The following is a 24,539-nucleotide window of genomic DNA, read 5'->3' as shown; positions in this document are numbered from 1 at the left end:
GCTGATCACAAGGTTCATGCAGGGGTCAGCAGCCACCGGGCGAAACAGCTCTCTTCGTCTAGCTGGGTGTACCAGCGCACCTTGAACGCCAACGATGTGTACATCGTCGTTATCAAAAGGCCTGGATCGCTGTCGTGCGATGGTCGTCCGTGCACCGACGGCACCGGTCCTGGTCGGGCAGGCACCAAGGGTTGCGAGTGTGGTCCGGTGCCGTCGCACGCGGCGCTGAACAAGGCGATCTCGCCACTGTGCACGATGAACGGGGCACCGTCTTCATCATCGGTGTCCGGGTAGCGGAGGGCCTCGGTCAGCACACGTGGGTAGTCGGGACCGGATGCCTGCACGACGGCGATGCCGCCGTCTTCTCCTTGAAAGACCTCCATCCAGCTGTCATCGCGGACGACTCCGTCCGCGCCGACGAGGGCTGCCCAGCCGGCTCCGACCGGGATGCTGGTGTCCTCCGGGCCAAGATCCACAATGTCGTCGTATTGGCTGTCGCTGAACCCACGCCACGCGCCGCGCAGTGAAGCGTCGACAGCGAGGAACGGATCGCCGTTCGTCCAGAGTCGGCCAGCATGCACCCACGGTCCTCGCACTGGTCCATTGTGGATGAAAGCTCGGCGAAAGCTGCACGCAGATAACGCGGAGGGGCCGAGGGCTCGTGCAATATGCGTGCAATGATCTTGCTGGCTGTGGCGTCCGAACAACATAGCACCGCAGGTCAGGGGCATTGCACGGACAGGAACGGTCACGCGCTGTAAAACTGTCGGCATCAAACAGGCGTGTAGTTGCGTACAAACGCACCACGACGATCAACCTCCTGCGGTTGACCGCCATACGTACCCGAGGCGATCGCCGAGCCAGGGCTACGCACCTCAGCCCGGCTCACCGCATCTATGAGGATCCCACCAATCCACAGCCGCGAATGTGTAGTCTCTCGGCGACAAACGAAGCGCTGGTTCATGGGGCGATTCACTTATGTGGTGTCGTCGAGTCAAGCGAAGGGGAGACCCTCTGGGCGGAGCGCTTGAGCCAGTACGCCGGACGCGTTCTCTTTGCCCAGCGAAGAAGGCGCGCGTCGTATGCCTCACGTTGTTGTAGTGCATCGATGATCTCCGCAGCGCCATCGACGGGTCGAAACTCGTTGCGCCCCCTCACCCCGACCACTGCAGCTCGTGTCAGGATCGGGTGTCGCAGCCCCAAGGCCGCGATGACCTGAATTGCCGCGTCCATATCTGCCGTGCCAACCCCATACGTGCGCAGAGTCGCGTCTAAAGCCAGATCTACGCGTCTAACCGCTTCGGGTCCTTCTTCTCCACGAGCCACCTTGGCTAATGTCTCTTGAACCTGCTGTGCGAAGGCTCCGCCGTCCTGCAAAATTCCTTGGGCTGTGGACTCGCTAAGTACGGTCTCCCCTCGACCGTGAGCCCGTGACATCAAAGCCGCGAACGAAGCTGCAATGCGAGTGTCCATCTCAACCTGCGCGAGCTGAGCCAAGCGCTTCTCCTCTCGAACTTTGCTTACATACTGGACACACGCTGTGACGAAGGCGCCCAGGGCGGCGATGATTGCAACCGTGATGGCTGTATTCATGCTGGAACGCTACACAAAGCGTGGGTCTGCCCGACGCAGGTCGTCGGGATCGACGGTTGGGCGACGGCTTCCTGGGCTGGAGCATGATTAACAAGATCCGGGGCATGCGCGGGATGGCTGCCTCGAATGTCTGATGCGGAGGGCCCAATGTCGCAGGTCACGGACGCGCGGGAGCCATAAACCGAAACACCCTGTAAAGCCGTAGGCGGATCGGATGGTGGCGAACCGAGCAGCTACCAAGATCTTGCTAACGTCGGGCAGTCTCCTCAGTACCGCGGGCAGGAGCGGTAGCAGAGGGCCGGATGGCGATGGTGCTGACGGTGCCACGTCCCCACACAGTGGTTTCGATGACCGTCTGGCCGTCAAGGGACACCATGCGGAACTCCGGAACGAAACGCGGCGTGAACGTCCCGGCGATCCAGCTGCGCAGTTGCTCCACCCCGCTTGCAGCAAGGTCCCATTCGTCAAGAAGACGCACCTGGACCCATTCGTAGTGGTCCTCCCACTCGTCCTCTTCGTCTGCGTAGTTGACTAGCAGCAGAAATTCGCGATCTTCGTTGAAGAGGCCGAACTCCGACGCCATCCGGAACCAACTCGCGTTGACCTTGACGGGCATGTCCGGGTCGTCGACATCGGGAATCTCGTCCGGCCGAGAGTCGAATCGGCCATCCTCGGGTCGAGCGCTTGCCGGGTAACGTCCCGGTGGCAATTGAGGTTGCCGGACCTCTCCTTCCGCTCGCCGGATGAAGAGCAGAGCCGCAGGACAAGAGACACGTCCACCACGAGACCGGACTGTGAAGGACGAACATCGCCGTATCTCTACCCGGGACAAGCGGTCAGCAGCGGTCAATCACGGTCACTCGCGGACCGTCCTCTGTGCAGGTCGAGGCTATTGCGCCTGAAGGTCAGACCGTTTGCAAGCGGGATGTCAATTCCAATCGGGATTACGCTCCAGCAGTTCCGCGCCGTCTCTCGCTGAACATCCCCATGTCCCGGAAGTTCGCCACGAACAGATTGATGTCGGGCAGGTCCTCGATCTCCTCCCGCACGAGGTAGTTGGCGGCCATGGCCCGAATGGATTCATCCGGCGCAGGCTGTAGCCCGAGATTCGCGCACACCTCCTCATAGTCCTGCCGCGACATCCCACGCGGGAACCGCCGCTCGAACTCCCAGCGCAGGTCCTTGCGTTCCTGCCGAAGTTGAGCCATGATCCCCCACCCCCGATCATGGGCAAGCCGCAGGGAGACTGTCTCCATGAAGGTGTGATCAGGCGGGCCGGCACGGCGATCCTTGATCTCCCGGCTGAAGCACTCCTCGTCATTCAACGGGATCAACTCCAGCTCAGCACAGGCCCGCTCGTACTCCTCTCGAGTGAACTGACCCCGCACCAGAGGCAATCCGCGCCCGTTCCAGCACCGACCAGACTCTTTGCCAGAACGGATCGTCCGGATTATAGGGACCCACAGGCGGAGGAATGAGCTATCGTCAAGACCTGTGGATCAAGATCTTTTAGGCGGCTATCGACTGGCCCTCGACAGCCGATGATCCCTCGGGCCGCTCGACGAGCTTGCCCTTGACGAAGGTGGCCCCAGCGCGGACCAGGGCGACGAGATGGGGCGCGTTGACCGCACGCCAGCGCTTCTGCGCCGACTCGATCAGCTTGAAGGCCATCGCCAGCCCGGCCGCGCGGGAGCCCGGCCCCTTGGTGACCTTGGTGCGGTGCCGGACGGTGGCGAAGGTGCTCTCGATCGGGTTGGTCGTGCGCAGATGCACCCAATGCTCCGCGGGATAGTCGTAGTAGGGCGAGCAGTTCGTCGAGGTCATCGACCACCTTGGCGACAGCCTTGGGATACTTGGCGCCGTAGGCAGCCTGGAAGTCCTTGACCGCGGTCAGGGCGTGTTCTTTGTCCTCGGCGTTCCAGATCTCCGCCAGCGCCTTCTTCGCGCCAGGGTGGGCCGACTTCGGAAGCGCCCCGAGCACATTAGCAATCTTGTGAAACCAGCATCTCTGGGCTCTGGTCAGCGGGAACACCTCACCCAACGCGGCCCAGAAGCCGAGCGCGCCGTCCCCGATGGCCAGCACCGGAGCCCGCATCCCGCGCCGCTTGGCATCGCGGAACCTGTCAATTTGATCAAGGCAGTTGAGCTGTGCTAATTCTGTATCGTCTTCTCTGTGGCGTCCTTCGGTTCGTTGGTCTTGGGCTTGTTGATCCAGGCGGGGCCGGGCAGGTCCGGCGGGGTGGGCAGGCCGCCGCTGGCGAACCGTTCGGGGTGCGTGGCGTGGGCGGCGGCTAGGACGGCGGCGCGCCGGTCGCGGATGGCGGCGGCGCGGCCGTAGTGCACGTCGATGGGATGGTGGTAGCCGATCCCGGAATGGAAGTGATCCCGGTTGTACCAGGTGTAGAACTCCTGGCAGAAGACGCGGGCGTGCTCGATCGACCCGAACCGGCCTGGAAAGGCGGGACAGTACTTCAGCGTCTTGAAGCTCGCTTCGACGTGGGGGTTGTCGTTGGAGGTCCGGGGCCGGGAGTGGGACTTGGCCACGCCCAGGTCGATGAGGAGTTCGGCGAGGGTCTTGGAGGTCATCGAGCTGCCGCGATCGGCGTGCAGGGTGAGGGTGCCTTCGTCGATGCCGTGCTTGCGCGCGGTCTGGCTGATGAGACGTCTGGCCAGGTCAGCCGACTCGCGGGAGGCGACCATCCAGCCGACGACGTAGCGGCTGAACAGGTCGATGATCGTGTAGAGGCAGTACCAGACGCCCTTGTCCGGGCCGCGGAGTTTGGTGATGTCCCAGGCCCAGACCCGGTTGGGGGCGTCGGCGACCAGCTCGGGCACGACCCGGGGTGGATGGGTGGCCTGCCGGCGCCGGTCCTGGCCCACCTCGCCATGTTCACGCAGGATGCGATACATGGTCGACTCCGACGCCAGGTACACGCCTTCGTCGAGGAGGCTGTAGTAGGCCGTGGCCGGGGAGGCGTCGGCGAAGCGCTCGTTCAGCACCGCGCGGACCTGGTCACGCTCGGCCTGCGACAACGCGGCGGGGTGCGGCTTGCGCGGCCGGGCGGGCCGGAGCGACGCCGGGCTCTGGCGGTGGTGGCGATACCAGGTCGCTTGCGACACTCCGGCCGCCGTGCATGCGTTGCGCCGCCCCAGGAGCGGGACCAGTTCCTCGATCGCATCGGCCTGGGCGGCCTGGAAGGTCTCAGTCACTGCTCGCCCCGGCCCGGTGGCGTCTCGCTGCTGGTGGCGAGCTGATCCAGCAGCGCGAAGAGCTTTCCCTGCACCTCGATGACCTGGTGGGTCTGGCCGAGTTCGGCGCGCAGCCGTTCGACCTCTGCCTGCAGCTTCTCGATCTGCTTGTCGCGCGGGTCGGCCTTCGGCCGTCCGGCCGGGCGGGCCAGCGCCTGCTCCGCGCCGTGATCCCGCGCGGTGCGCCAGCTGGAGATCAGTGACGAGTACAGGCCCTCCCGGCGCAGCAACGCGCCCTTACCCGCTTTGTCGAGGCGGTCGTACTCCTCCAGGATCCGGGCCTTGTAGGCGGCGGAGTAGGAACGCGGACGCCCGCGTTCGCGCACCTGAGGGTCAGGGGCCTCCGGATCCGGCTTGCTTGCTCCCACGAAGGGATGTCTCCTTCCCCACCCTCAGCACAGAGTTTCATGCCTGTTTGCTACCTCTGTCTATTTTGGCAGGGAGGGTCGCGCATCGGCCCACGACTCGGTGGACTCGCGGTAGCCATCGGTCAGCGCGACGAGTTCCTTGCGGCCGTCGGCGCGCACGCCGATCATCACCAGCAGGCACAGCTTGTGTTCTTCGAGGCGGATGTTGACGTGGATGCCGTCGACCCACAGGTAGACGTAGTCCACGCCGGACAGGTCGCGTTCGGCGAAGGCGCGCTGCTCGGCCTTCCAGGTCTCGGTGAGGTTGGTGACGACCGACGCGGACAAGCCCGCCGAACTGCCGAGGAACTGGCCCAGCGCGGCGGTGAAGTCGCCCGAGGACAGGCCGTGCAGGTACAGCAGTGGCAGCACCTCGGTGACCTGAGGGGTCTTGCGGCACCAGGCGGGCAGGATCGCCGAGGAAAACCGCTTACGCTCGCCGGTGGCCTCGTCGATGCCCTTATCGTTGATCCGCGGCGCCTTGACCTCGATCGCGCCGACGCCGGTGAGCAGTTCGCGCGGCTGGTGGTGGCCGTTACGCACGACCAGGCGGCGGCCGGCCTCGTCGCGCTCGTCGGCGAAGGTGGCGATGTAGGCGTCCACCTCGGCTTGCAGTGCGGCGGCGAGCATCTTGCGGGCACCCTCACGCAGGATCTGGTCGATCAACGAGGAGGAATCCGTCGGGGCGCTGTCGCAGGCAGGCAGTTCGGGCACTACGGTGAGCACGGGTGTGCCTTCCCGACCGACGTTGGCGCGTCGGCCTTATCTCGAAACCATGATCAGATGATTCGGGAAGGTACACCCCTTCCCGTCAGATCCACAGGTTTCGATCATTGCTCGGAGGAATCTCCTGCAATGGCATACCCGGCACGCTAGTCAGCACCACACGCCACCGCAGCAAAACGGCGTTTCCGTTGTCGGCCCTACCTCGTCGCGACGCCAGCGGCATCGTTAGGTCGGCACCGGCCGCTTCGCTCCCATCGACCTGTCCCCCCACGATCCGTAACAATCACTGTGTGCGTCTCCTATTGAGGTCGGCCTTGGCAGGGTCCGCGGTGGCGTTCTTACTGCTGCTCCTCCTCCACTGGCCGACTCGTGATTCGGATTCCGAGCTCAAGCTGGCAATGGCGTTCGCGCTGGCGCCCTTCCCGCTCAGCATGCTCGCCGCGCTACTGGCCCGCCTGCCTGTATGGCCGGCCGTTGGGCTGGTGGCACCCTTCGCCATGCTGGCGGTCGCCTTCATCCAGCCGGAGTATGACTCCTGGGTGTCCGACGACAAGCTCGCGCTCTACCTCTTCATAGGGGTCCCTGCGGTGACCGGCTTCATGCTCACGGCCCTGCTATGTGCTCTGCTCTTCGGGGAGACCGCAGGCTCACCAGGAGCCGATGCAGCGTAGGGGACACATGGCAGATCGGCCGTCATGTTCCGTCGTCTGCCTGTGCTGTCTTAGCGGTCTTCGAGAGGCTACCTGTGCGTGCACAAGCAGACTGGAGCCGAACGAGTGATCAACAGGATGGGCAGGTCCTGGATGATCCCTGACCGCGGGAAGAGGCGGGGCCAGCGTGGCGACCGCCGCAAGTTATACACATGATCGCCAGGCTATTCGCCCCATCAATCAGGAGACGAGGGTGCAACTCAGTGATCAGTAAGGAAGGTCTCCGCCTCGGTGTGCAGGCCGCGCGTCGGCTGGCGGAGCTGGACTGCTGCGAGATCGAGCGAGGGCTCTCCGAGGTCGAGTTCGCGCGGATTGAGCAGGAGTACGGGTTCGAGTTCGCCGACGATCATCGGGCTTTCCTGGCGGCAGGGCTGCCGGTGCGTCAGCCTTGGGAGGAAGGGCAGACGTGGGAGAACCCCTGGCCTGATTGGCGGAACGGTGATCCCGAGGCTCTGCGAGAGCACGTCGCCTGGCCGGTCGACTATCTCCTGTGGGATGTCCAGCACGGCCACTGGCGATCGAGTTGGGGCGAGCGGCCGAGCGATGTGTTGGAAGCCGTCGAAACGGCCCGGCTCCGGCTGGCGGACGTCCCCAGAATGGTCCCGCTCTATGCACACCGGTTCCTGCCGGCCGGCCGTGGAACCCACGGGCATCCCGTCCTGTCCATGCGGGGCTGGGACATCATCTACTACGGCACGGACCTGGCCGACTACATCACCCAGGAGTTCCAGGAGCCGCGCCCCGAACGTGACGAGGAATGGCAGCCGTACGCCACGGTCCCGTTCTGGCGGGACTATCTGTGAGTGCAGGCCGCCAGTACGTGGTAGGAAGATCCGGGATATGCGCGGGATGATGCCGCAGGCAGAAACCACGGCCAAGGCTGTAATGCCAGCTCAGCGACCTATCGGGGTCTGGATTACCGACCCGGCGTAAACCGTCGGCTCAGCCTACGCAAGTTCGAACCTTGCACCTGCCACACCGGCGGGAAGAGGCCCGTCACCAGCGGAGACGCGGTGACGGGCCTCTCGCGTTGTGCCTGGTTGTCCACGAGGTTCAAAGAGCGTCTACGGCTGATCGTTCCCAATGCGTTCCCAAAGGATCAAGCGCGCTGCAGAGCCCCAAGTTCCCCCCTGCCACATCAGCCGATCAGGCGCCGACCTGGTTGCAGGTCGCGCTGGACTTGGTCGTGGGGGCGATGATCTCGGTTCGATGGCGCCGCATTCACCACTGCGGCTGTGGTGTGAGCCGCGCGCAAGCAGGCGATCGTCGGAGTCGCGGCTCGCGGGGGGCCATCAGGACATCCGGCCGGTTCGACCTGGCCGGACACGCTGGGGCCTGGCCGGAGCAGAAGCGGTGCTGAAACTCCGCGCTCTGATCGCGAACGCTCATCTTGAGATGGTCGTGTCCGAGATCGGGCATCCCCGCGACGCGACCGTCATGAACCTGATCGAGCTTCACAGGATCAGGGGCACCAGCCGGGCAGGTCGAGCGGCGGGGTCGGTGGCGATGACGTGTACGACGATGCCCAGTGCCGCCATGGCACGGGCACGGCCCGGGTGAGCAAGCCGGTGGGCCGGGTGCACGTCTGCCTTCGCCCAGTGCGATCTTCACGGTGCAGTGGCGCGGGCTCGGTGCTCGCGGATCTCGTCGTGGTGGTCCGCGGCCCAGCCGATCAGGGAGGTCACGATCTCGTGGAGGCCGCGGCCCAGCGGGGTGAGGGAGTACTCGACGCGCGGCGGAACCTCTGCGTATGCGGTGCGGGTGATCAGACCATCCTCCTGGAGTTGGCGCAGCGTGAGGGTGAGCATCCGCTGGGAGATTCCGGGGACCTGGCGCTGCAGGTCGGTGTAGCGCAGCGGGCCGGACTCCACGACTGCGATGACGAGCAAGCTCCATTTGTCGCCGACGCGGTCGAGGACCTGCCGGATGAAGGCCATGTGCTCGGCGGGGATGGCGGCGCAGGGCCCCACTGCTGCCGCGCGGTCCGAACTTCTCGTGACCTCCATGACGCACATTCCTCTCCGGTACAGACACTGATGTGCCTTTTGTATCGACTTCCATACTGGCCCATCATGGCGCTACGAACAAAAAGTAGGGATTGAAGCGCAGGTATGGGAGGCGCGTCATGAAGATCGAGATCTGGGCCGAGGTCACCTGCCCGTGGTGCGGACTTGGCAGCCACCGTCTGGACCGGGCCGTGGAGCGGTTCGAGCACGGCGACGAGGTGGAGGTCATCCACCACTCGTTCCCGCTGAGCAGCTCGTTCCCCGTGGACCAGACCTTCAGCGTCCGTGACGCGCTGCTGCGCCGGCACGGCATAGACGGCTCCCAGGCGGAGGTGTCCACCCGCCGGATCGAGGCGCTGGCCGAGGCCGAGGGGCTCAGCCCCTACAAGGTGCTGGACAACCTGGTCGGCAACACCGACCTGGCGCACGAGTTCCTCGCCCACGCCTCCGCCGAGGGCAAGAATCGCGAAGCCTGGGACGCGATCTTTCGTGCCTACTTCGGTCAGGCCCGTCCGGTCTTCAGCCTGGACGACCTGCTCGGCCTGGGTCAGGAGATCGCTCTGGACCTGAAGGACATTCGCCAGGCGCTCACCGAGCACCGCTACCAGCGGCAGGTCCGCGACGACGCCGCCCGCGCCCAGCGCCTGGGTGCCACCGGCGCGCCCTTCATCGTCGTCGACGGCAAGTACGGCATCTCCGGGGCGCAGGACAGCGATGGCCTTCTCGAGGTGCTGCGCACGGCCTGGGACGAGTCCCACCCGCTCACCCTGGGCACCGACGGCGACGCTCCGGTCTGCGGCCCCGACGGCTGCGCTGTGCCGGCCCACAGCTGACCTCCACCGTTCGCTCCCGACACACCCTTGATCGTTTTTGAATGGCTGACTTCTCCATGTCGTACCTGCTGCACATCGACGAGTCCTCGCACGGCGAGGTTTTCCGTCTCCCGTCAGGTCGCCCAGTTCTTCCGTGAGGAGTGGAAGGGCGCGGTCGTCCACCGTGACCTGGCCGTCTCGCCCGCGCCGCACCCCAGCGCGGCGGGCATCACCGCCCGCACCACCGACCCTGCCGAGCGCACCCCCGAGCAGGCGAAGGCCATGGCGATCCAGGACGAGCTGATCGCGGAATTCCTCGGCGCCGACGCCTACTTGTTCACCGAGCCGATGTACAACCTCACGATGCCGTCCGCGTTCAAGGCACGGCTGGACCAGATCATGGTCGACGGCCGCACCCTGAGCTTCGACCGGGCCCGCTCCCGCCGCGGGCCGCCCGGCCGTGCTGATCTCCGCGCGCGGCGGCGGCTACGGCCCCGGCGCCCCCAAGCACGGCATGGACCACCTGGTGCCGGCGCTGGAAACCGTGACCCGACCATGCTCGGCCCCAAGGTGACGACGGTCACGCCCGAGCTGACCATGGCTCGGCACGTGCCGGTGCCTGCCCCTCTCCTCCCCTCCACGAGGCGTCGCTGACCGACGCCCACGCCCAGGCACGCAGCCTGGCCACAGCCATCAGCGGCCGGCAGGCCGCCTGACCGGCCTCGACCGTCTCCCGACCGGCCCGGCCGGTCCCGAAAGGCAATCGATCACCATGTCCAACCTGCTCATCCTCGGCGGCACTGGCCGCACCGGCCTCCACGTCCTCAACCAGGCCGCAGAGCGCGGCCACCACGTCCGGGCCCTCGTGCGCAACCCCGACGCCGTCCAGGCCCCGGCCGGCGTCGAACTGATCCAGGGCACGCCCGCCAACATCGACGACATCCGCAAGGCCGCCAGTGGAACGGAGGCGGTAATCAGCGCACTCAACAACTCCCGCGCCTCCGACAACCCCTGGGCCAAACCCGTCAGTCCGCCCATGTTCATGACCGACGTCACCCGCAACACCCTGACGGTGATGGAGGAGGAGGGCATCCACCGGATCGTCCTGATCTCCACGATGGGCGCCGGAGACGACTGGGCCCGACTCAACCCGGTGTTCAAGGCCCTGATCAAGGTCTCCAACCTCAAGGTCGGCTACGACGACCACCACGGCGTCGACAAGCTCCTTCGCGCCTCCGACGTCGACTGGACCCTCGCCCGAGCTGTCGCCCTCACCGACAAGCCTATGAGCGGCTCTCTGCGCGCCGCCGAGGCCGGTACCGGGAATCCGGGGACGCGGATCAACCGCGCCGATCTTGCCCGATTCCTCCTCGACACGCTTGAGAAGGACACCTGGAACCGCAAGGCACCCCTCGTCTGGAACGCACGAGGCTGACACTCCCTATGCTCCACGCCCCCGTCATTCGCAACAGTTTTCGGAACTTAGGTGCGCCGTATATCGACGGCGACGCCGGAACGGAGTGACTGTGACAACGACTGACACCCCCGCACTGACATCGAGTTCAACAAGCGGCTGCGCGTCGTGTTCGACGATCTCCAGAAGGCGTTCGGGGACGTGGCGCTCAGGCACGGCGTCACGCATGAGGAACTGGGCCGGGCCATCACCTAGGTGACGAAGCTCGGCTCGCTGGACGCCGAGCGCGTCGAACGGCACTGCCTCGCCCTCGCAGGCGAGCTGCCCCAGCGGGCCGAGGTCGCCGGCCTGCGGAGGGTGACGCGCGGTCCCGCCTCCCACATCGTCGTCCTGCGCACTAGCCGGGCCGACGGCATCGCCATGCGGCTGCGCGAGCGCGGCGTGCGGGCCACGGCTCTGGGCGACCGGGTCCGCTTCGGCTTCCACTACTTCAACGACGAGCACGACGCCGTCACGGCCGCGAGCGCTCTCGCCTGACCTTGAGGGTGTAGAGGAAACGATTGGCGGTGCCGCCGAGCGCGGAGTCGATCGCGTTGGCGTCGGTGGATGACTGGCTGGTGGTGTAGTAGTTGGAGACGTTGACCGAGAAGCCGCGGACGTTGGCGACGCCCACGCTCTGCAGCCGGGAGGCCATGGTCGCCGGTGCGGTCCAGTCGGCGTTGCCAGCGTCGAGGTAGGCCAGGTGTTGGGTGGCCCAGCCCTTTCAGGAGTGGCCGGTCTCCAGGTGTTGTTTGAGCAGGTCCATGCCGTAGTCGTTGCCGTTGGGGGTGCGTACGACGGTGTGGATGTGGTTGCGGGTGGGGGTGCCGCCCTGCGTGGCGCCGTACGAGGCGGCCAGCGGTCCGGGCTGCTGGGCGTCGTACTCGATGAGGATGCCCGGACTGTGGACCCGGTAGTAGAAGACGGCGTCGGCGTCGGTGGCGCCGACCCAGGAGAAGTAGGTGTCATCGAGGTGGGCGGCGACCTCCTTCATTTTCACCTTGGCGTGGCCTTCGTCCATGTTGCCGACGTAGACCTCGATCAGGTCCAGCAACTTCTGCCGCTGGGCGGGGTCCAGGGCGCTGCCCTGAACGCCCTGGTAGGGGATCTGCGCGTTGTCCTGGAACGCGGCGCCCTTCTCGTTGTCGCGGGTCTTGCTGGAGGAGACGATCGCCTTCGCCTTCTGCGCGCTCGTAAGAGAGTTGATCACCGTGAGGCCGGCCTGGGTCTCATCGGTGAACAGGACGATCTTCTCACCGTTGTACGTGCCGGAGGCCGGCTCGGTGCCCATGAACGTCGGCGTCATCACAACCTGGTCGCCGAGCACGAAGTAGTTGATGGCCAGATGGTGGCCCTCGAACTGGAAGCCCCACGGGGCGGTCGCGGAAGGTGTGCCCATCACGGTGAAGTAGTAGGCCTCCTCGTTGAACTGGTCGGTCTGCTTGATCAGTTCTCCGGCGACCTGGTTGAGCCGGATGATGTTGCGGGTCTGCTTCAGCCCGCGGGCGCTCAGCCCGGCCTGCAGCAGCGCGAACCCGGCCGTCTTCTGCGCATCGCTCAGGTCCGCCAGTGAGACCCCCGCGCGCTCGTAGGAGTGGACGTTGCTCCACTTGAACCACTCGTCAGCCTCGACGTCGAAGAGTGTCTCGGCCTTCTGGTCCGTCGACAGCGCGGCGAGGAAGGCGGTCGCCGTAGCCCGCACCTCATCGGTGCTGACTCCGGTGGAGTGGATCGAGTACATGTCCGGGACCACGGTACCGTCGGTGGTGATCCCCTTGAAATCGGCATAGGCGACCGGTGTGCCACCCCCCGGCCCTCCCCCGGCCCGCCTGAAGGCGGGCCGCCGGCGGCGGACGACGAGGGCAAGGAGGACGTGGAGCCATTGTTCGAGCCGCAGGCGCCCGCCATGACGGCGACGGCCGCCACGCCGCCGGACAGCAGTACGCGATTCATGAACGACCGCCGGCTGAGCGTCTTCTCGGCAGCGGGGGGCAGGTGATGTCTCATGTGCTCGATCGTGTCCGGCGACGATTAAAAGGATCTGAGGGCGCCATTGAGCAATTCCTAAACTGCCCGCCGGGAATCAGTGGCGACTGGTCAGGTGCCGTCGTCCTCGTCCTCGTCCTCGTCCTCGTCGTCGATGCTGGCCGGATGGCGGAGGGGGCCGGAGGCCGTTCATCGCGAGGTTGCGAGGCCCCGAAGGTGTAACGCCCCAGGCAGTTGAGATTAAAGGGGGCGGGGCCGTGACCGCCGATCTGGTCACTCATGGTCGCTGCAGGAGTCCCCGGCATTTATCGACGGAATCTGACCAAGCCGCATACCTGGCAGTCACGCGGTTCTCAGCTTGGGCGCATGGTGACATCCAAGGCGGATCAGGTCTCCCGCAGGAGGTTCAGGGTCGGCAAGGGCCCGCCTGGGAATTGCTGGAGCCGACCGCCGGAGGAGAGCGCGCCAAGATCGATCGGCGCCCATCCGGCGTGCTGGATGAGTCGTGCCACTCGGTCGTTGGCTCCTGCGTCGTTGCCGGAGAGGAAGATGACGCGGCGTCCGGCGGGCGTGCGCGGGTCGGCGCCGAGGACTCCAGGAGTCAGGGTGTTGAACGCCTTGACCAGGCTCGCACCCGGTACGAGATCCGCCACGACCTCGCTTGAGGTGCGTCCGCCCAGGTCGGCGGCCTTGAAGTCCGGCGGGCCCAGTGGGTTGGTGGTGTCGATCACGATGCGGCCGCTCCAGTCGTCCACGTCGGCTGCTTTCACGGCGGCGGGTAGCTGACGCCAGGGCACGGCGAGGATGACGATCTCTTGGGCGGCTGCATCGGGCACCGTGGCGGGGATCAGGGTGGGGCCGAGGGCGCGGGACAGGCTCTGCAGGGAGTCGGGTCCGCGGCTGTTGCTGATCCAGACTTGCTGCCCGGCGGCGACCAGGCGCCGCGTGAGGGCCTGGCCGATGGCGCCGGCCCCGATGATTCCGATAGGCATGTGTTTGTCTCCTTGATCGGTGTTGCGGGTAGGGCGGGTCAGACGGCGAAGCCGCCGTCGACGTCCCAGGCCACGCCTGTGATGAAGCGCGCTTCTGGGCCGGCCAGGTAGGCGACAGCGCTGGCGATGTCGGTGGGCTGGGCGTAGTGGCCGACGGGGAGCATGGCCTTCATGGCTTCGGCGAAGGGGCCGGAGTCGGGGTTCATGTCCGTGGCGGTGGGGCCGGGTTGGATGGTGTTCACCGTGATGCCGCGCGGGCCGAGCTCGCGGGCAAGCCCGCGGCCCAGTCCGGCCACGGCGGCCTTGGTGAGCGAGTAGGCGCCGATGCCGGGTACGGGGACGCGGTCGGCGTTGATGCTGCCGATGGTGATGATCCGTCCGCCTCGGCCGAGGTGCGGAGCGGCGGCTTGGATGGCGGTGAAGACGCCGCGGACGTTGACCGCGACCATGCGGTCGAACTCCTCCAGCGGGAAGTCCTCCAAGGGTGCCACGTGCGCCACCCCTGCGTTGTTGACCAGGATGTCCAGGCCGCCGAGCGCATCCACGGCGTGTGCGACCGCTTGGCGGACGGCGTCGGGGTCGCCGCTGTCGGCCTGTATGGCCAATGCCCGCCCGCCGGTGATCGTGATCTCTTCGACCAGCGCTTCGGCGTGATCTTTGGTGCTGCTGTAGGTGAAGGCGACGCGGGCGCCGTCACGGGCCAGGCGCCGCACGATTGCGGCGCCGATGCCGCGCGATCCGCCGGTAACCAGTGCCACCTTGCCGGTGAGCTGCTGCGTCATGACTGCTCCTTGCACGGAACTAAATTCCGAACTGATCGGTTACTATTTCGTGGTGGCTGCAACACGGGGCCACCGGGCGGTATTCCGCCCGTTCCGGTGAAGGGAGTCAGACGTGGCACGAGGCCGGCCGCGTGAGTTCGACGTCGACCAGGCGCTGGAGGCGGCGATGCGGCTGTTCTGGCACGGGGGTTACGAGGGGACGTCGCTGAGCGATCTGACCGAGGCCATGGGCATCAACCGGCGCAGCCTGTACGCGGCCTTCGGCAACAAGGAGAATCTCTTCCGCCTTGCGGTCGATCGCTATCTCCAGGGCCCTGGCGCGTTCATCGCTGAAGCGCTGACGGAGCCGACCGCGCGTGGGGTGGCCGAGCGGCTGCTGCACGGCGCCGCCGACGCCTATACCATGCCCGGTCGGCCACACGGCTGCCTGCTTGTCCAAGGCGCCCTGGCCTGCGGTTCCGACGCCGAGCCCGTCTGCCGCGACCTGGCCGCCCGCAGGGCGGCCGGCGTGGTCGCGTTGCGGACACGGTTGGAACGCGCGCAAGCCTCTGGCGATCTGTCACCAGACGCCGACCCCGACGCGCTGGCGCGCTATCTCACCGCGGTGGGTCAGGGCATCTCGGTGCAAGCCACCGGTGGCGCCGGCCGCGCCGACCTGCACCGCCTCGCCGATCAGGCCCTGGCCATCTGGCCGGGCGGCCGCCACTGAACCTCAACTGGCGCGTGCGTGCTCCAGCGCCCAGGACAGGGCGTGGTCGGCGACCTTCTCCCAGCCGTCCTGGCCGAGGGTGTAGTGGGTGCGGTCGGGGTACACCTCGTGCTCGGTGAGCGCGCCGGACTTGTGATAGCGGCGGACGTTCTCGGCGTTGATCGATTCGGGGATGACGTGGTCCTGACCTCCGGAGATGAACAGCAGCGGCGCGCGGTCGGAGTTGTCGAAATGCACTCGGGTGGCGGCGCGGGGATTGAAGTTGGCCAGCGCGCCCTCAAACAGCACGTGCCCGGCGGCCGGGACGTGGTAACGGCGGTAGACGGCCAGCGACTCCTCCTCCGACAGGGAGTTGGTGAACGCATAGTGGAACTGGTCCGGGGTGAGCGGCACGGCCCGGTTGCGGTTGGCCGGGTTGCCCAGCACCGGGAAGGTGGAGCGCAGGGTCGCCAGCGGCAACTTCATGACGCCCTTGACCTGGGCGGAGTCGATGGCCACGCCGGCGGAGCCGAGCCCCCGGTCCAGCAGCACCTGGGTGAAGGTGCCGCCGAAGGAGTGGCCCATGATGATCGGCGGCTCGTCCAGGGCACGGATGATGGCGTCGTAGTGGTCGAGGATGGCCGAGATGGTCAGGCGGGCGATCGGCGAGGGGTCACGGTTGAGCTCCTCGACCTCGGCCTCCATGCCGGGCCAGGCGGGCGCGAGCACGGTGTGGCCGGCCGCGCCGTAGCGGTCGATCCAGTGCTCCCAGCTGCGCGGGGTCATCCAGAGCCCGTGGATCAGCACGATGGTGCTCATGAGGTTCCTTCCTCCATCACGTCGCGGAAACCCCATGTCATCGCGGGCGAGTTCGCGCGGCATCGCGTGAACGGGTGAGCGGGAGAAGGGTGGCCCGCCGCTCGTCTCACCCATCCGCGCGATGCCGGAAACGCTGCGGGGCCCTTTTGATGATCTTCCAACCTTTTCCGGAAGGACGTCATCATGAAACGTTTCCTCGGCCTGCTGGTCGTGGTGCTCGGCGTCGTCTCCATGACCTCGCCGACGGCGGCGAGCGCGAAGCCCACAGCGGCGGGGGGCGCCAAGCCCACAGTGGTGCTGGTGCACGGCGCCTTCGCCGACGCCTCCAGCTGGAGCGGTGTCATCGGACGCCTGCAGCGCGCCGGCTACCCAGTCAAGGCTCCGGCCAACCCGTTGCGCGGGCTGGCCTCCGATGCCTCCTATTTGCGCAGCGTGCTGAACACGGTGACCGGGCCCGTCGTCCTGGTCGGCCACTCCTACGGCGGAGCCGTCATCACCAACGCGGCCAAGGACGACCCGGATGTCAAGGCGCTGGTCTTCGTCGCGGCCTACGCCCCCGACGAGGGTGAGGCCACCATCCAGGCCGCCTCCCAGTTCGAGGGCTCCCTGCTGGTGCCGGACAACCTGGATGCCGCCCACTACCCGCTGCCCGGCGGCGGCGAGGGCACAGATATCTCGATCAAGCCTGGCGTCTTCCGCGAGGCGTTCGCAGCCGACCTCCCCCTGAGCCTGACGAAGGTCATGGCGGCCTCGCAGCGGCCGCTTGAGCTGGGCGCGCTGAGCGAGGTTACGGCCGGCGCGGCCTGGCATGACGTGCCCTCGTGGTTCGTGGTGGCTCGCGCCGACAACGCCATTCCGGCGGCGGCGCAGCGCTTCGCGGCCAAGCGAATGAAGGCGCAGACCATCGAGGTATCGGCTTCGCACGCGGTGGCGGTCTCTCGGCCGGATGCGGTGGCCGAGGTGATCGGCCGGGCGGCGAAGGCCGTACGGTAGCGGTAGCTGAGCTTGGAGGACAGGCGGATGAGCCCCACCGTCCTGCGCGGCCGCGCCGAGGAGATGGCCCGCGCCCTTGCGGTGCTTCGCGCGGCCGTGCGGACGGGTCAGGGCGCGGTGCTGCTGATCAGGGGTGAGCCGGGCATCGGCAAATCGGCGCTGGCCGCCGAGATCGGTGCGCAGGCGGCGCGGATCGGTTTCCTGGTGGGCGCGGGCAAGGCCGAGGAGTCCGATCAGATCGCGCCGCTGGCGCCGCTGGTGGTGGCGCTGCGCTCGGGGCCGGCTCCGCTGCTGTCGCAGGCAGACTTCTCGGGCCTGGTCTCTCTCTATGATCGCCGGTTGTGGCTGGTGGACCGCATGGCGGCCTTGCTGGAGGAGCGGGCGATGCGCGGCCCGGTGCTCATCGTGGTCGAGGACGTGCAGTGGGCTGATCCGCTGACAATGTTCGCACTGCGGGTGATGCCGGGCAGGTTGACGGGTTCGCCTGTGGTCTGGGTGCTTACTACGCGCTCGCGCACACCGCTGTCCGCCGAGGAAATCGTGCTGAGGCCATTGTCCCAGGAGGCCATCGAGGAGGTGGCCGTCGACCGGCTGGGCGAGCCGCCCGACGGGCGGCTGCGGGAGCTGCTGCGCGGGGCGGGCGGTAACCCGTTCCTCGCGGTCGAGTTGCTCGATGGGCTGGCGGCCGGGCAGATGGATGGCGAGCTGCCGGCGGGACTGGTGCTGGGCGTGCGGGGCAGGCTGGAGTCGCTGCCCACGCCCGCGCTGCGCCTGCTGCAGGTGGGGGCGGTGCTGGGCCGCTCCTTCACCATCGAGGACGCCGCCGCGCTGCTGGACGAGTCGCCGATGGCGCTCGTGGAATGGCTGGAGGCAGGGGTACGGGGCGGTCTGCTGGACGATGACGGTCTGCGCCTTTCCTTCCGCCACGACTTGCTGCGTCAGGCCGTCTACGCCGATGTGCCCCGCTCGGCCCGACGAGCGTTGCACGCGGCGGCCGCCCGCCACCTGACCGCCGTCGGCCGGAGTGCGCTGGAGGTCGCGCCGCACATTCTGGCCGGCGCACGGCCGGGCGACGTCGAAGCGGTGCGGCTGCTGCGCCGGGCCGCCGCAGAGGTCGGCTCCCTGGACCCCACCACCGCCGTGGCGCTCATCGAGCGGGCTCTGGATCTCGTCGGCCAGGACGATCCGGGTCGCGCGGAGGTCGGGCTGGAGGCGGTGGAGGTGCTGGTGGCGGCTCGGCAGGGCAGCCACGCCGTCGAGGTGGCCGACCGGCTGATCGCGGCAGGCGCCGGGCCGGAACAGGTGGCCCGGCTGCAGGTCCGCCTGGCAGGGCCGTTGTGGGAGATCGGCCGGGTGGCGGAGCTGGCCGAGCGGGTGACCGGCGCGCTGACTCTGGACGGGCTGAGCGAGACGCTCCGGGCGCAGCTGCTGGGATTGCGCGCCCTGACCCTGTCACGAGCCGATGACCTGGCCGAGGCCAGGCGAGCGGGCCAGCATGCGCTGGACGAGGGTGTACGGATCGGCTCGGCCGAGGCGCAGGCGACCGCCCTGTGGGCGCTGGCCGAGATCGCGGTCAACGAGGGCCGGCACAGCGCCGGGGTACGCCACTTTCAGGACCTGCGGACGCTGACCGGGCGGAGCCCCGGCGCCGACGAGATCACCTCGCTGCTGCACCTGGACGACTACGCCACCGGCGGCCAGTTGCTCATCCAGGCCAGGCTGGAGAACGAGCGGCAGGGCGGCACCTGGCAGGTGCCGGCGCTGACCTGGGCCCAAGCCCTGCACAACTACGGCCTGGGCCACCTCGACGAGTGCGAGGCCGATCTGCGAACCCTGCTGCAGCTGGGCGAGGACCTGGGCGAGCCCGTCTTCCACGACGTCACCTGCGCCATGCTGGCCCGGATCGCGCTGCTGCGTGGCGAGCTCGCCACCGCGCACCAGCACCTGGCCCGGGCGCGGGAGCAGAACGCGGCCATGCTGGTGCTCACCCAGGCCATGACCGCCGACGCCCAGCGCGATCACGGCACTGCCGGCAGCATCCTGCGCACCGATTTCCTGCCGCTGCTGGACAGCCGATTCCGCTGGGTCGAGCGGCCCGCGGGGCTACCCGACTGGCCCGTGCCCGCCGCCCGCATCGCTCTACGCTCCGGCGATGCCGAGCTGGCCTGGCAACTGGCCAGGTGGGCGGACGAGTACGCCGAGCGCAACCCCGAGGTCGCCACCGCACGCGGCATGGCAGCCCAAGCCATGGGCCTGGTCACGGGCGACACCGACCTGCTTGGGACCGCGGTCGCTCTGCTGAGGCTCAGCCCCTGCCCGCTGTGGCAGGCTCACGCGGTGGCCGACCACGGCGCGGCGCTCCTGCAAGCCGGATCGGCAGAGGCCGCGATCGCTGTTCTGGACCAGGCGTGGGATGCCTACACCGCGCTGGGCGCCACGGGCGAGGCCCGCCGCGTCCAACGGCTCCTCCAGAGCGCAGGGGTACGGCGCAACCACTGGAAGAACGCATCCACCCGCGCGGTGAATGGGTGGGAGGCGCTCACCGATGCCGAACGGCGGGTGGCGCACCTCATCGCGGGCGGCCACTCCAACCGTTCAGCAGCGGCCGAACTCATGCTGTCGCCCAACACCGTGGGCACTCACCTGCGCTCGATCTTCGCCAAGCTGGGTGTCAACTCCCGCGTCCAGCTGGCTCGCTCGGTCATGGAGCAGGAGCGGCGATCCGCTCCACCGCCGTAATGATCAGTTCGGCGACTGCGTCTGGGCGTGACACGGTGACGGCATGTGAGGCGGCCACCGATGCGGTGTGGGCGGCGGCGCGCTGAGCCATGTAGTGCTGGGCGTCGGAGCGGATGGCCTGGTCGTCCTCGGCGATGAGATACCAGGATGGCAGGCTCTTCCATGCCGGAGGACCGCAGCGGCCGGCCAGCGCCGTCCGGGTGATGGGCCGCTGCGAGACGGCCAGCACGTCGGTGACGGCATGGTGCAGGTCGGCGGCGAAGACCGCGGCGAACGAGCCGGGGTCGACGACCAACTCACCGTCTCCGGCGGGGCGCAGCGCGGGCGCGAACAGCGGGGCGGGGAAGCGTTCACCGATGTCGGCCAGGCTCTCTCCTTCGTCCAGGGCGAAGGCGGCGATGTACACCAGGCCGGCCACGCTCTCGCTGCGCAGTGCGGCGTTGGTGATGACGGCTCCGCCATAGGAGTGGCCGGCCAGCAGCACCGGCCCATCGATCCCGGCCAGAATTGAGACCAGATAGGCGGCATCGGCCTCCAGATCGCGCAGCGGGTTGGCGGGCGCGAGCACCGCCAGCCCCGCCTCCTGCAGGCGGCTCGTGGCCGCCGCCCAGCTCCCAGCATCGGCGAAGGCGCCGTGCACCAGTACAACAGTTGTCTCCATGCGGCCAACCAACTACGGGCCGCACGACTGCGCATCGCGCGAATGGAGGGGAGCCGGGCATGCGTGCGGCGCCGAATCTCACCCGTTCGGGTGAGCTTCGTCGTGAGCGCCGACGATGTCGCGCAGTTGGGCGCGGGAGGTGACGCCCAGCTTGGGGAAGATGCGGTACAGGTGGAAGCCGACCGTGCGAGGCGACAGGAACAGCCGCTCGCCGATCTCCCGATTGGTCAGCCCTCGCGCGGCCAGCCGGGCGATCTGCCGCTGCTGTGAAGTGAGCTCGGCAAGCGCATCGGGGGTCGCCGTCGCAGTGACGCCCGCAGCCCTCAGCTCGTTGCCGGCCCGGTCGCTCCAGGGACGGGCGCCGAGTCGCTCGAACACCTCGGCGCAGGCGGTCAACAGCGGTCGCGCCTCACTCACGCGCCGCTCGCGCCGCAGCCATCGCCCATAATCGAGCCGCACCCGGGCTCGCTCATACGGCCAACGCTCCCCTTCCGGATCGGCCAACGCCTCCCGGTAGCGCTCCTCGCTCGGGTCGAGCTGCGCGACGGCATGGCGCAGCAACTGGGTGAGCCGCGCCGAGCTCCGGCCCGCCAGGTACGGCACGCCGAGCTGCAGCACGGCCCGCATCTTGGCCTGTTCGCCCACCCTCACTGCGGCGGTCGCCAGGTCGGCCACCCCGAACCAGGACGCGTGATAGTGCACCGGGATGCCGTCGTCCTCGAACAGCCCGGAAAGCTGCTCGTAGGCCGCGTGGTGGTCGCCCTCCGCCAGCGCCGCCAGCCCCGCGGCGTGCCGGACCCGCATGGCCATCGCCAGACTACGCCGGGGATCGATGCTCGCCATGACTTCGGCGGCCGCCGTGCGGGCCTGCTCGGGGTGGCCCTGCAGGGCCGCCAGAGTGGCCCTCAGGGTGAGGGTGTTGGCACCGACAAGCCTCAGGTCGGTCTCCAGTGCGACGCGGGAGGCCTCATCCAGCACCTCGCGGGCCTGCCGCCACGCGCCCGTCTCCAGATGGGCCCACGCCAGTGTGGCGGCCACCAGCGCGTTGCCGCCGCTGGTCACGGCGCGCCGCATACGGTCCAGCAGCTCACCCAGCAACCGCACGACGGTTTCGGGCTCATCCAGCACGTAGGCGATGGCGCCGAGGATCAGCAGGCGGCCGTCGGCGTGTGCTGGGGTGGCCCGCAGGTGGGCCAGAGCCTGATCGCGGTCGCCGAACGGGTCGGTCGCCGCCAGCGCCCACATCCGGTCCGTCTCATCAGGCTGCGGTACGACCCGCGCAGTGATCTCGCGCAGCCTGCGGCGATGTTCGGCCGAGCCGGACTGGTACACCACGGTGGCCGCAGTGCCCAGCGCGTTGAGCGCGGGCCCTCCACGCTGCCCGGTCGTGGCTTCGGCCAGCGGCAGTAGCCAGCGCAGAGCGCCCTCATGGTCACCGGTGGTGGAGATCGCCCATCCCGCCTGAAGCGCGGCCTCGGCCCGCGCCTCGGGGTCCTCCGACAGCGCGAACGCCTTGCGCGCGATCTCCTCCACCCAACCCGCGTGCCCTGTCCACTTTGCCATCAGCCCCGACAACACCAGCCGCCTGGCCCGCTCACCGGAATCGGGACTGAGCTCGGCGGCCCGTTCCAAAGCCGCCGCGGCCGCGGCGAAACCACCGCGCTGCCGAGCCCGGTCAGCCGTTTTCTCCAGCAGCGCGGCGACCGCCTCATCGGGATGAGGAGCGGCCGCCGCCAGGTGCCAGACACTGCGGTCGGGGTCATCCGGCAGAGCGTCCGACAGCACCCTATGCGCCGCCGAACGTTCGGCGAAGGAGGCCGCCTGGTAGATCGCCGATCTGACCAGCGGGTGGCGGAAAACGACGCGATTTCCCTCCACCCGGATCAGGCCCGCCTGTTCGGCGGGCCACCAGTCCGCGGCCTCGCCGTTGGCCACGGTCAGGACCGCCGACAGGTCGGCGCTGTCGGCTGCGGCCGCGAGCAGCAGCAGCCGTCTGGTGGCGGGCGGCAGGTCGTCGAGCCGGGCGGCGAAAATGCCCCGTAACCGTTCGGTGAGCGGCAGGCCGGTCTCGTCGCTCTGCGGCCCGGTCTTGGCAAGCTCGATCAGGGCCAGCGGGTTGCCCTCTGCCTGCCGCAGGATTTGCAACCGTACGCGACCGAGTGGAGGATCGGGCTGCAGATCGAGCAACTGGTGTGCGGCCTGTTCCGACAAGGGCGCCAACGGCAGGTGGACGGCACCACGATCGAGCTGCGTCGGCGGCTGAGTGCCGCGCACGCCGAGCAGCAGCCGAATCGGCTCCCCCTCCAACCTGCGGGAGACGAACCCGAGGACGCGCAGTGTCTCCTGGTCGAGCCACTGGGCGTCGTCGACCGCCGCCAGCAGGTGGCCGTGCTCCGCTGCGCCGGACAGCAGTGACAGCGCCGCCAGACCCAGCAGCATCGGGTCAGGTGGGGCCGCCGGGCCAAGGCCGAAGGCGCTGAGAAGCGCTTCACGCTGCGGGGCGGGCAGAGCCTCCACCTGCGGCAGGAGCGGCCGTACGAGCTGATGCAGTCCGGCGAAGGCCAGGTCCGTCTCGCTCTGGCTGCCCTGTGCCCACAGCGTGCGTGACTGCTCCGCAGCCGCGGTGCGCAGCAGCGCGGTTTTGCCCATCCCAGGCTCGCCGGTGATGACCACGGCCTGCGTCGCCGGGTCTTCGATCCTGGCCAGTTCCGCCTCGCGGCCGACGATCATTTGAGGCTCACCCACAGGTCGAACTCTAGATCCAGTTTGGCGGAACCAGTCACCTGACAGAAGAGCAGAACAGGTTCGCGATGCCAGCCTCACACTCGTGTACGAGGCTTCTCCCAGCTCCCTGCGCACCCCCATCCTGGAACCGGACGCCGCGCAGCTCGTCCGGTCACTCGCCAACCCGCCCTACGCTTACCAGTTGGGGCCCGTCGAGGGGAGGAAGGCCTACGAGCGGCTGCACCGCACGAAGGCGGACAAGCCGTCGGTCGTGGAGGACTGGCTGACCGTTCCGGATGGACCTCCGGCGCGGATCGTGCGGCCGCCGGACGCCACCGGCCAGCTGCCGGTCGTCGTCTATCTGCACGGCTGCGGCTGGGTCTTCGGCAACGCCCGCACCCATGACCGCGTGGTGCGCGAGCTCGCGGTCAGAAGCAGGGTGGCGGTCGTCTTCCCGGAGTACGGCCTGGCGCCCGAGCACCGCTACCCGATCGCGCTGGAGCAGTGCTACGCCGTGGCCCGCTGGGTGACCCGGCACGGCCACGCTTACGACCTGGATGGTCGCCGGATGGCCGTAGCGGGTGACTCCGCGGGCGCCAATCTCGCCACCGCGCTGGCTCTGCTGGCCGCGCGGCGTGGCGACGTAAGACTGTCCGCTCAAGTGCTGTTCTGCCCGGTGACCAACGCAGGCTTCGACACCCCGTCCTACCGCCGCTTCGCCGACGGCTACCTGCGAAGGGAAGCGATGATCTGGTTCTGGGATCAGTACACCACCAGCCAGGTAGAGCGCGCCCAGGCCACCGCCTCACCCCTGCGCGCACCGGTCGCCGAGCTCGCCGGCATGCCGCCCGCCCTCGTGGTGACGGCCGAGGCCGACGTCCTGCGGGATGAGGGCGAAGCCTACGCAGCCAAACTCCGTGCCGCCGGCGTGTCCGTCGCTGCGACCAGGTACGTGGGAGCCGTACACGGCTTCGCGGTCCTTGACGTGCTGCGCCACACACTGGCCGCCCAACTCGCTCTGGGGCAGGCGGCGGACTTCCTGACGGCCACCCTGCACGACACCTCGCAGAAGTAGCTGCCGCCACCCGTACTGCCTGACCAACACGTCGCCTCGTTTGCTCGCCAACACCATGGCCATGCTGCTCGATCCCAGCCCACCCGGCGCAGCAGCCATCACCGCCGCCGGCCCAACGCCCCGT

Annotated in this window: 24 protein-coding genes and 2 pseudogenes; 11 read left to right on the top strand and 15 right to left on the bottom strand. The window is 68.2% G+C overall.

Annotated elements, in window-relative coordinates; all coding sequences use genetic code 11:
- Nucleotides 1–14: 14 nt before the first annotated feature.
- From ID574_RS09665 to ID574_RS09630, 7 genes and pseudogenes are all read right to left on the bottom strand, one after another.
- On the bottom strand, nucleotides 15–581 hold the full coding sequence (locus ID574_RS09665) for a hypothetical protein (protein WP_223166544.1): 567 nt from the start codon (nucleotides 579–581) through the stop codon (nucleotides 15–17).
- Nucleotides 582–972: 391 nt separating this feature from the next.
- A complete protein-coding gene (locus ID574_RS09660; protein ID WP_188188484.1) occupies nucleotides 973–1,593 on the bottom strand; it encodes a hypothetical protein in 621 nt (206 codons plus the stop codon).
- Nucleotides 1,594–1,840: 247 nt separating this feature from the next.
- The gene (locus ID574_RS09655; protein ID WP_188188483.1) at nucleotides 1,841–2,209 is read right to left on the bottom strand and encodes a hypothetical protein; all 369 of its coding nucleotides are present in this window, start codon (nucleotides 2,207–2,209) and stop codon (nucleotides 1,841–1,843) included.
- Between the two features lie 328 nt (nucleotides 2,210–2,537).
- On the bottom strand, nucleotides 2,538–2,918 hold the full coding sequence (locus ID574_RS09650; RefSeq protein WP_188188482.1) for a hypothetical protein: 381 nt from the start codon (nucleotides 2,916–2,918) through the stop codon (nucleotides 2,538–2,540).
- 184 nt (nucleotides 2,919–3,102) lie between these two features.
- A pseudogene (locus tag ID574_RS09645) lies at nucleotides 3,103–3,718 on the bottom strand (transposase); the annotation flags it as partial.
- 26 nt (nucleotides 3,719–3,744) lie between these two features.
- Nucleotides 3,745–5,210, bottom strand: a protein-coding gene (locus tag ID574_RS09640) for an IS3 family transposase (RefSeq protein ID WP_442939261.1) whose coding sequence is annotated in 2 segments (ribosomal slippage) — nucleotides 3,745–4,871 and nucleotides 4,871–5,210 — 1,467 coding nt in all. Because the reading frame shifts where the segments join, the coding sequence is not laid out codon by codon here.
- A gap of 84 nt (nucleotides 5,211–5,294) precedes the next feature.
- Nucleotides 5,295–5,975: pseudogene (locus tag ID574_RS09630) on the bottom strand (transposase); the annotation flags it as partial.
- 329 nt (nucleotides 5,976–6,304) lie between these two features.
- On the opposite strand from ID574_RS09630, the gene ID574_RS09625 reads away from it, so the two are divergent.
- Both ID574_RS09625 and ID574_RS09620 read left to right on the top strand, forming a co-directional pair.
- Nucleotides 6,305–6,646: a hypothetical protein gene (locus ID574_RS09625; protein WP_188188480.1), complete on the top strand. Its 342-nt coding sequence runs from the start codon at nucleotides 6,305–6,307 to the stop codon at nucleotides 6,644–6,646.
- Nucleotides 6,647–6,888: 242 nt separating this feature from the next.
- Nucleotides 6,889–7,488 (top strand): hypothetical protein, encoded by a 600-nt coding sequence (locus tag ID574_RS09620; protein ID WP_188188479.1) that lies wholly within the window; start codon nucleotides 6,889–6,891, stop codon nucleotides 7,486–7,488.
- A gap of 804 nt (nucleotides 7,489–8,292) precedes the next feature.
- Here ID574_RS09620 and ID574_RS09615 read toward each other — a convergent pair.
- A complete protein-coding gene (locus ID574_RS09615; protein WP_188188478.1) occupies nucleotides 8,293–8,691 on the bottom strand; it encodes a winged helix-turn-helix transcriptional regulator in 399 nt (132 codons plus the stop codon).
- 119 nt (nucleotides 8,692–8,810) lie between these two features.
- Here ID574_RS09615 and ID574_RS09610 point away from each other — a divergent pair, with 119 nt between their 5' ends.
- The 4 genes from ID574_RS09610 to ID574_RS09595 all read left to right on the top strand — a co-directional run bounded on the left by ID574_RS09610 (nucleotide 8,811) and on the right by ID574_RS09595 (nucleotide 11,454).
- The gene (locus tag ID574_RS09610; RefSeq protein WP_188188477.1) at nucleotides 8,811–9,524 is read left to right on the top strand and encodes a DsbA family oxidoreductase; all 714 of its coding nucleotides are present in this window, start codon (nucleotides 8,811–8,813) and stop codon (nucleotides 9,522–9,524) included.
- Between the two features lie 27 nt (nucleotides 9,525–9,551).
- Nucleotides 9,552–10,157 (top strand): NAD(P)H-dependent oxidoreductase, encoded by a 606-nt coding sequence (locus ID574_RS09605; protein WP_223166542.1) that lies wholly within the window; start codon nucleotides 9,552–9,554, stop codon nucleotides 10,155–10,157.
- Between the two features lie 118 nt (nucleotides 10,158–10,275).
- Complete coding sequence (locus ID574_RS09600; RefSeq protein WP_188188476.1) at nucleotides 10,276–10,938, top strand: NAD(P)-dependent oxidoreductase; 663 nt, start codon at nucleotides 10,276–10,278, stop codon at nucleotides 10,936–10,938.
- Nucleotides 10,939–11,172: 234 nt separating this feature from the next.
- A complete protein-coding gene (locus ID574_RS09595; protein ID WP_188188475.1) occupies nucleotides 11,173–11,454 on the top strand; it encodes a hypothetical protein in 282 nt (93 codons plus the stop codon).
- On the opposite strand, the gene ID574_RS09590 is transcribed toward ID574_RS09595, so the two are convergent.
- Both ID574_RS09590 and ID574_RS09585 read right to left on the bottom strand, forming a co-directional pair.
- Nucleotides 11,429–11,659: a glycoside hydrolase family 6 protein gene (locus ID574_RS09590; protein WP_223166703.1), complete on the bottom strand. Its 231-nt coding sequence runs from the start codon at nucleotides 11,657–11,659 to the stop codon at nucleotides 11,429–11,431. The two genes, ID574_RS09595 and ID574_RS09590, sit on opposite strands and share 26 nt — an antisense overlap.
- A gap of 21 nt (nucleotides 11,660–11,680) precedes the next feature.
- The gene (locus tag ID574_RS09585) at nucleotides 11,681–12,697 is read right to left on the bottom strand and encodes a DUF3500 domain-containing protein (protein ID WP_223166541.1); all 1,017 of its coding nucleotides are present in this window, start codon (nucleotides 12,695–12,697) and stop codon (nucleotides 11,681–11,683) included.
- Nucleotides 12,698–12,829: 132 nt separating this feature from the next.
- On the opposite strand from ID574_RS09585, the gene ID574_RS61510 reads away from it, so the two are divergent.
- On the top strand, nucleotides 12,830–12,955 hold the full coding sequence (locus ID574_RS61510) for a hypothetical protein (RefSeq protein ID WP_262495967.1): 126 nt from the start codon (nucleotides 12,830–12,832) through the stop codon (nucleotides 12,953–12,955).
- 373 nt (nucleotides 12,956–13,328) lie between these two features.
- On the opposite strand, the gene ID574_RS09580 is transcribed toward ID574_RS61510, so the two are convergent.
- Both ID574_RS09580 and ID574_RS09575 read right to left on the bottom strand, forming a co-directional pair.
- The gene (locus tag ID574_RS09580) at nucleotides 13,329–13,976 is read right to left on the bottom strand and encodes an NADPH-dependent F420 reductase (RefSeq protein ID WP_336245520.1); all 648 of its coding nucleotides are present in this window, start codon (nucleotides 13,974–13,976) and stop codon (nucleotides 13,329–13,331) included.
- Nucleotides 13,973–14,716 carry a 3-oxoacyl-ACP reductase family protein gene (locus ID574_RS09575; RefSeq protein WP_188188472.1) on the bottom strand — a complete coding sequence of 248 codons (744 nt, stop codon included), beginning with the start codon at nucleotides 14,714–14,716 and terminating at the stop codon, nucleotides 13,973–13,975. The genes ID574_RS09580 and ID574_RS09575 overlap by 4 nt, the downstream gene beginning before the upstream one ends.
- A 112-nt stretch (nucleotides 14,717–14,828) precedes the next feature.
- Here ID574_RS09575 and ID574_RS09570 point away from each other — a divergent pair, with 112 nt between their 5' ends.
- Complete coding sequence (locus ID574_RS09570) at nucleotides 14,829–15,425, top strand: TetR/AcrR family transcriptional regulator (protein WP_188188471.1); 597 nt, start codon at nucleotides 14,829–14,831, stop codon at nucleotides 15,423–15,425.
- 3 nt (nucleotides 15,426–15,428) lie between these two features.
- On the opposite strand, the gene ID574_RS09565 is transcribed toward ID574_RS09570, so the two are convergent.
- Complete coding sequence (locus ID574_RS09565; RefSeq protein ID WP_223166540.1) at nucleotides 15,429–16,223, bottom strand: alpha/beta hydrolase; 795 nt, start codon at nucleotides 16,221–16,223, stop codon at nucleotides 15,429–15,431.
- A gap of 183 nt (nucleotides 16,224–16,406) precedes the next feature.
- On the opposite strand from ID574_RS09565, the gene ID574_RS09560 reads away from it, so the two are divergent.
- The gene (locus ID574_RS09560; RefSeq protein ID WP_188188470.1) at nucleotides 16,407–17,216 is read left to right on the top strand and encodes an alpha/beta fold hydrolase; all 810 of its coding nucleotides are present in this window, start codon (nucleotides 16,407–16,409) and stop codon (nucleotides 17,214–17,216) included.
- A 27-nt stretch (nucleotides 17,217–17,243) separates the two neighbouring features.
- Nucleotides 17,244–19,955, top strand: a complete 2,712-nt coding sequence (locus ID574_RS09555; RefSeq protein WP_188188469.1) for a helix-turn-helix transcriptional regulator — start codon at nucleotides 17,244–17,246, stop codon at nucleotides 19,953–19,955.
- Here ID574_RS09555 and ID574_RS09550 read toward each other — a convergent pair.
- Nucleotides 19,918–20,616, bottom strand: a complete 699-nt coding sequence (locus tag ID574_RS09550) for an alpha/beta fold hydrolase (protein WP_188188468.1) — start codon at nucleotides 20,614–20,616, stop codon at nucleotides 19,918–19,920. The genes ID574_RS09555 and ID574_RS09550 overlap by 38 nt on opposite strands.
- 78 nt (nucleotides 20,617–20,694) lie before the next feature.
- A complete protein-coding gene (locus ID574_RS09545; protein ID WP_223166539.1) occupies nucleotides 20,695–23,361 on the bottom strand; it encodes a helix-turn-helix transcriptional regulator in 2,667 nt (888 codons plus the stop codon).
- Between the two features lie 82 nt (nucleotides 23,362–23,443).
- On the opposite strand from ID574_RS09545, the gene ID574_RS09540 reads away from it, so the two are divergent.
- Nucleotides 23,444–24,415, top strand: a complete 972-nt coding sequence (locus ID574_RS09540; protein ID WP_223166538.1) for an alpha/beta hydrolase — start codon at nucleotides 23,444–23,446, stop codon at nucleotides 24,413–24,415.
- The last annotated feature ends 124 nt before the right edge of the window (nucleotides 24,416–24,539 follow it).

Source organism: Nonomuraea sp. SYSU D8015 (assembly GCF_008065375.1).
Lineage (GTDB): Bacteria > Actinomycetota > Actinomycetes > Streptosporangiales > Streptosporangiaceae > Nonomuraea.
Note: the sequence above shows the minus strand (reverse complement) of the source record. Positions and strands in the feature narration are given on the sequence as shown.

Excerpts from the sequence above, each read along its gene's own strand:
- ID574_RS09555 (WP_188188469.1), top strand. The coding sequence starts at position 17,244 with ATGAGCCCCACCGTCCTGCGCGGCCGCGCCGAGGAGATGGCCCGCGCC.
- ID574_RS09660 (WP_188188484.1), bottom strand. The coding sequence starts at position 1,593 with ATGAATACAGCCATCACGGTTGCAATCATCGCCGCCCTGGGCGCCTTC.
- ID574_RS09655 (WP_188188483.1), bottom strand. The coding sequence starts at position 2,209 with ATGCCCGTCAAGGTCAACGCGAGTTGGTTCCGGATGGCGTCGGAGTTC.
- ID574_RS09610 (WP_188188477.1), top strand. The coding sequence starts at position 8,811 with ATGAAGATCGAGATCTGGGCCGAGGTCACCTGCCCGTGGTGCGGACTT.
- ID574_RS09615 (WP_188188478.1), bottom strand. The coding sequence starts at position 8,691 with ATGGAGGTCACGAGAAGTTCGGACCGCGCGGCAGCAGTGGGGCCCTGC.
- ID574_RS09585 (WP_223166541.1), bottom strand. The coding sequence starts at position 12,697 with ATGTACTCGATCCACTCCACCGGAGTCAGCACCGATGAGGTGCGGGCT.
- ID574_RS09560 (WP_188188470.1), top strand. The coding sequence starts at position 16,407 with ATGAAACGTTTCCTCGGCCTGCTGGTCGTGGTGCTCGGCGTCGTCTCC.
- ID574_RS09550 (WP_188188468.1), bottom strand. The coding sequence starts at position 20,616 with ATGGAGACAACTGTTGTACTGGTGCACGGCGCCTTCGCCGATGCTGGG.
- ID574_RS09565 (WP_223166540.1), bottom strand. The coding sequence starts at position 16,223 with ATGAGCACCATCGTGCTGATCCACGGGCTCTGGATGACCCCGCGCAGC.
- ID574_RS09575 (WP_188188472.1), bottom strand. The coding sequence starts at position 14,716 with ATGACGCAGCAGCTCACCGGCAAGGTGGCACTGGTTACCGGCGGATCG.
- ID574_RS09600 (WP_188188476.1), top strand. The coding sequence starts at position 10,276 with ATGTCCAACCTGCTCATCCTCGGCGGCACTGGCCGCACCGGCCTCCAC.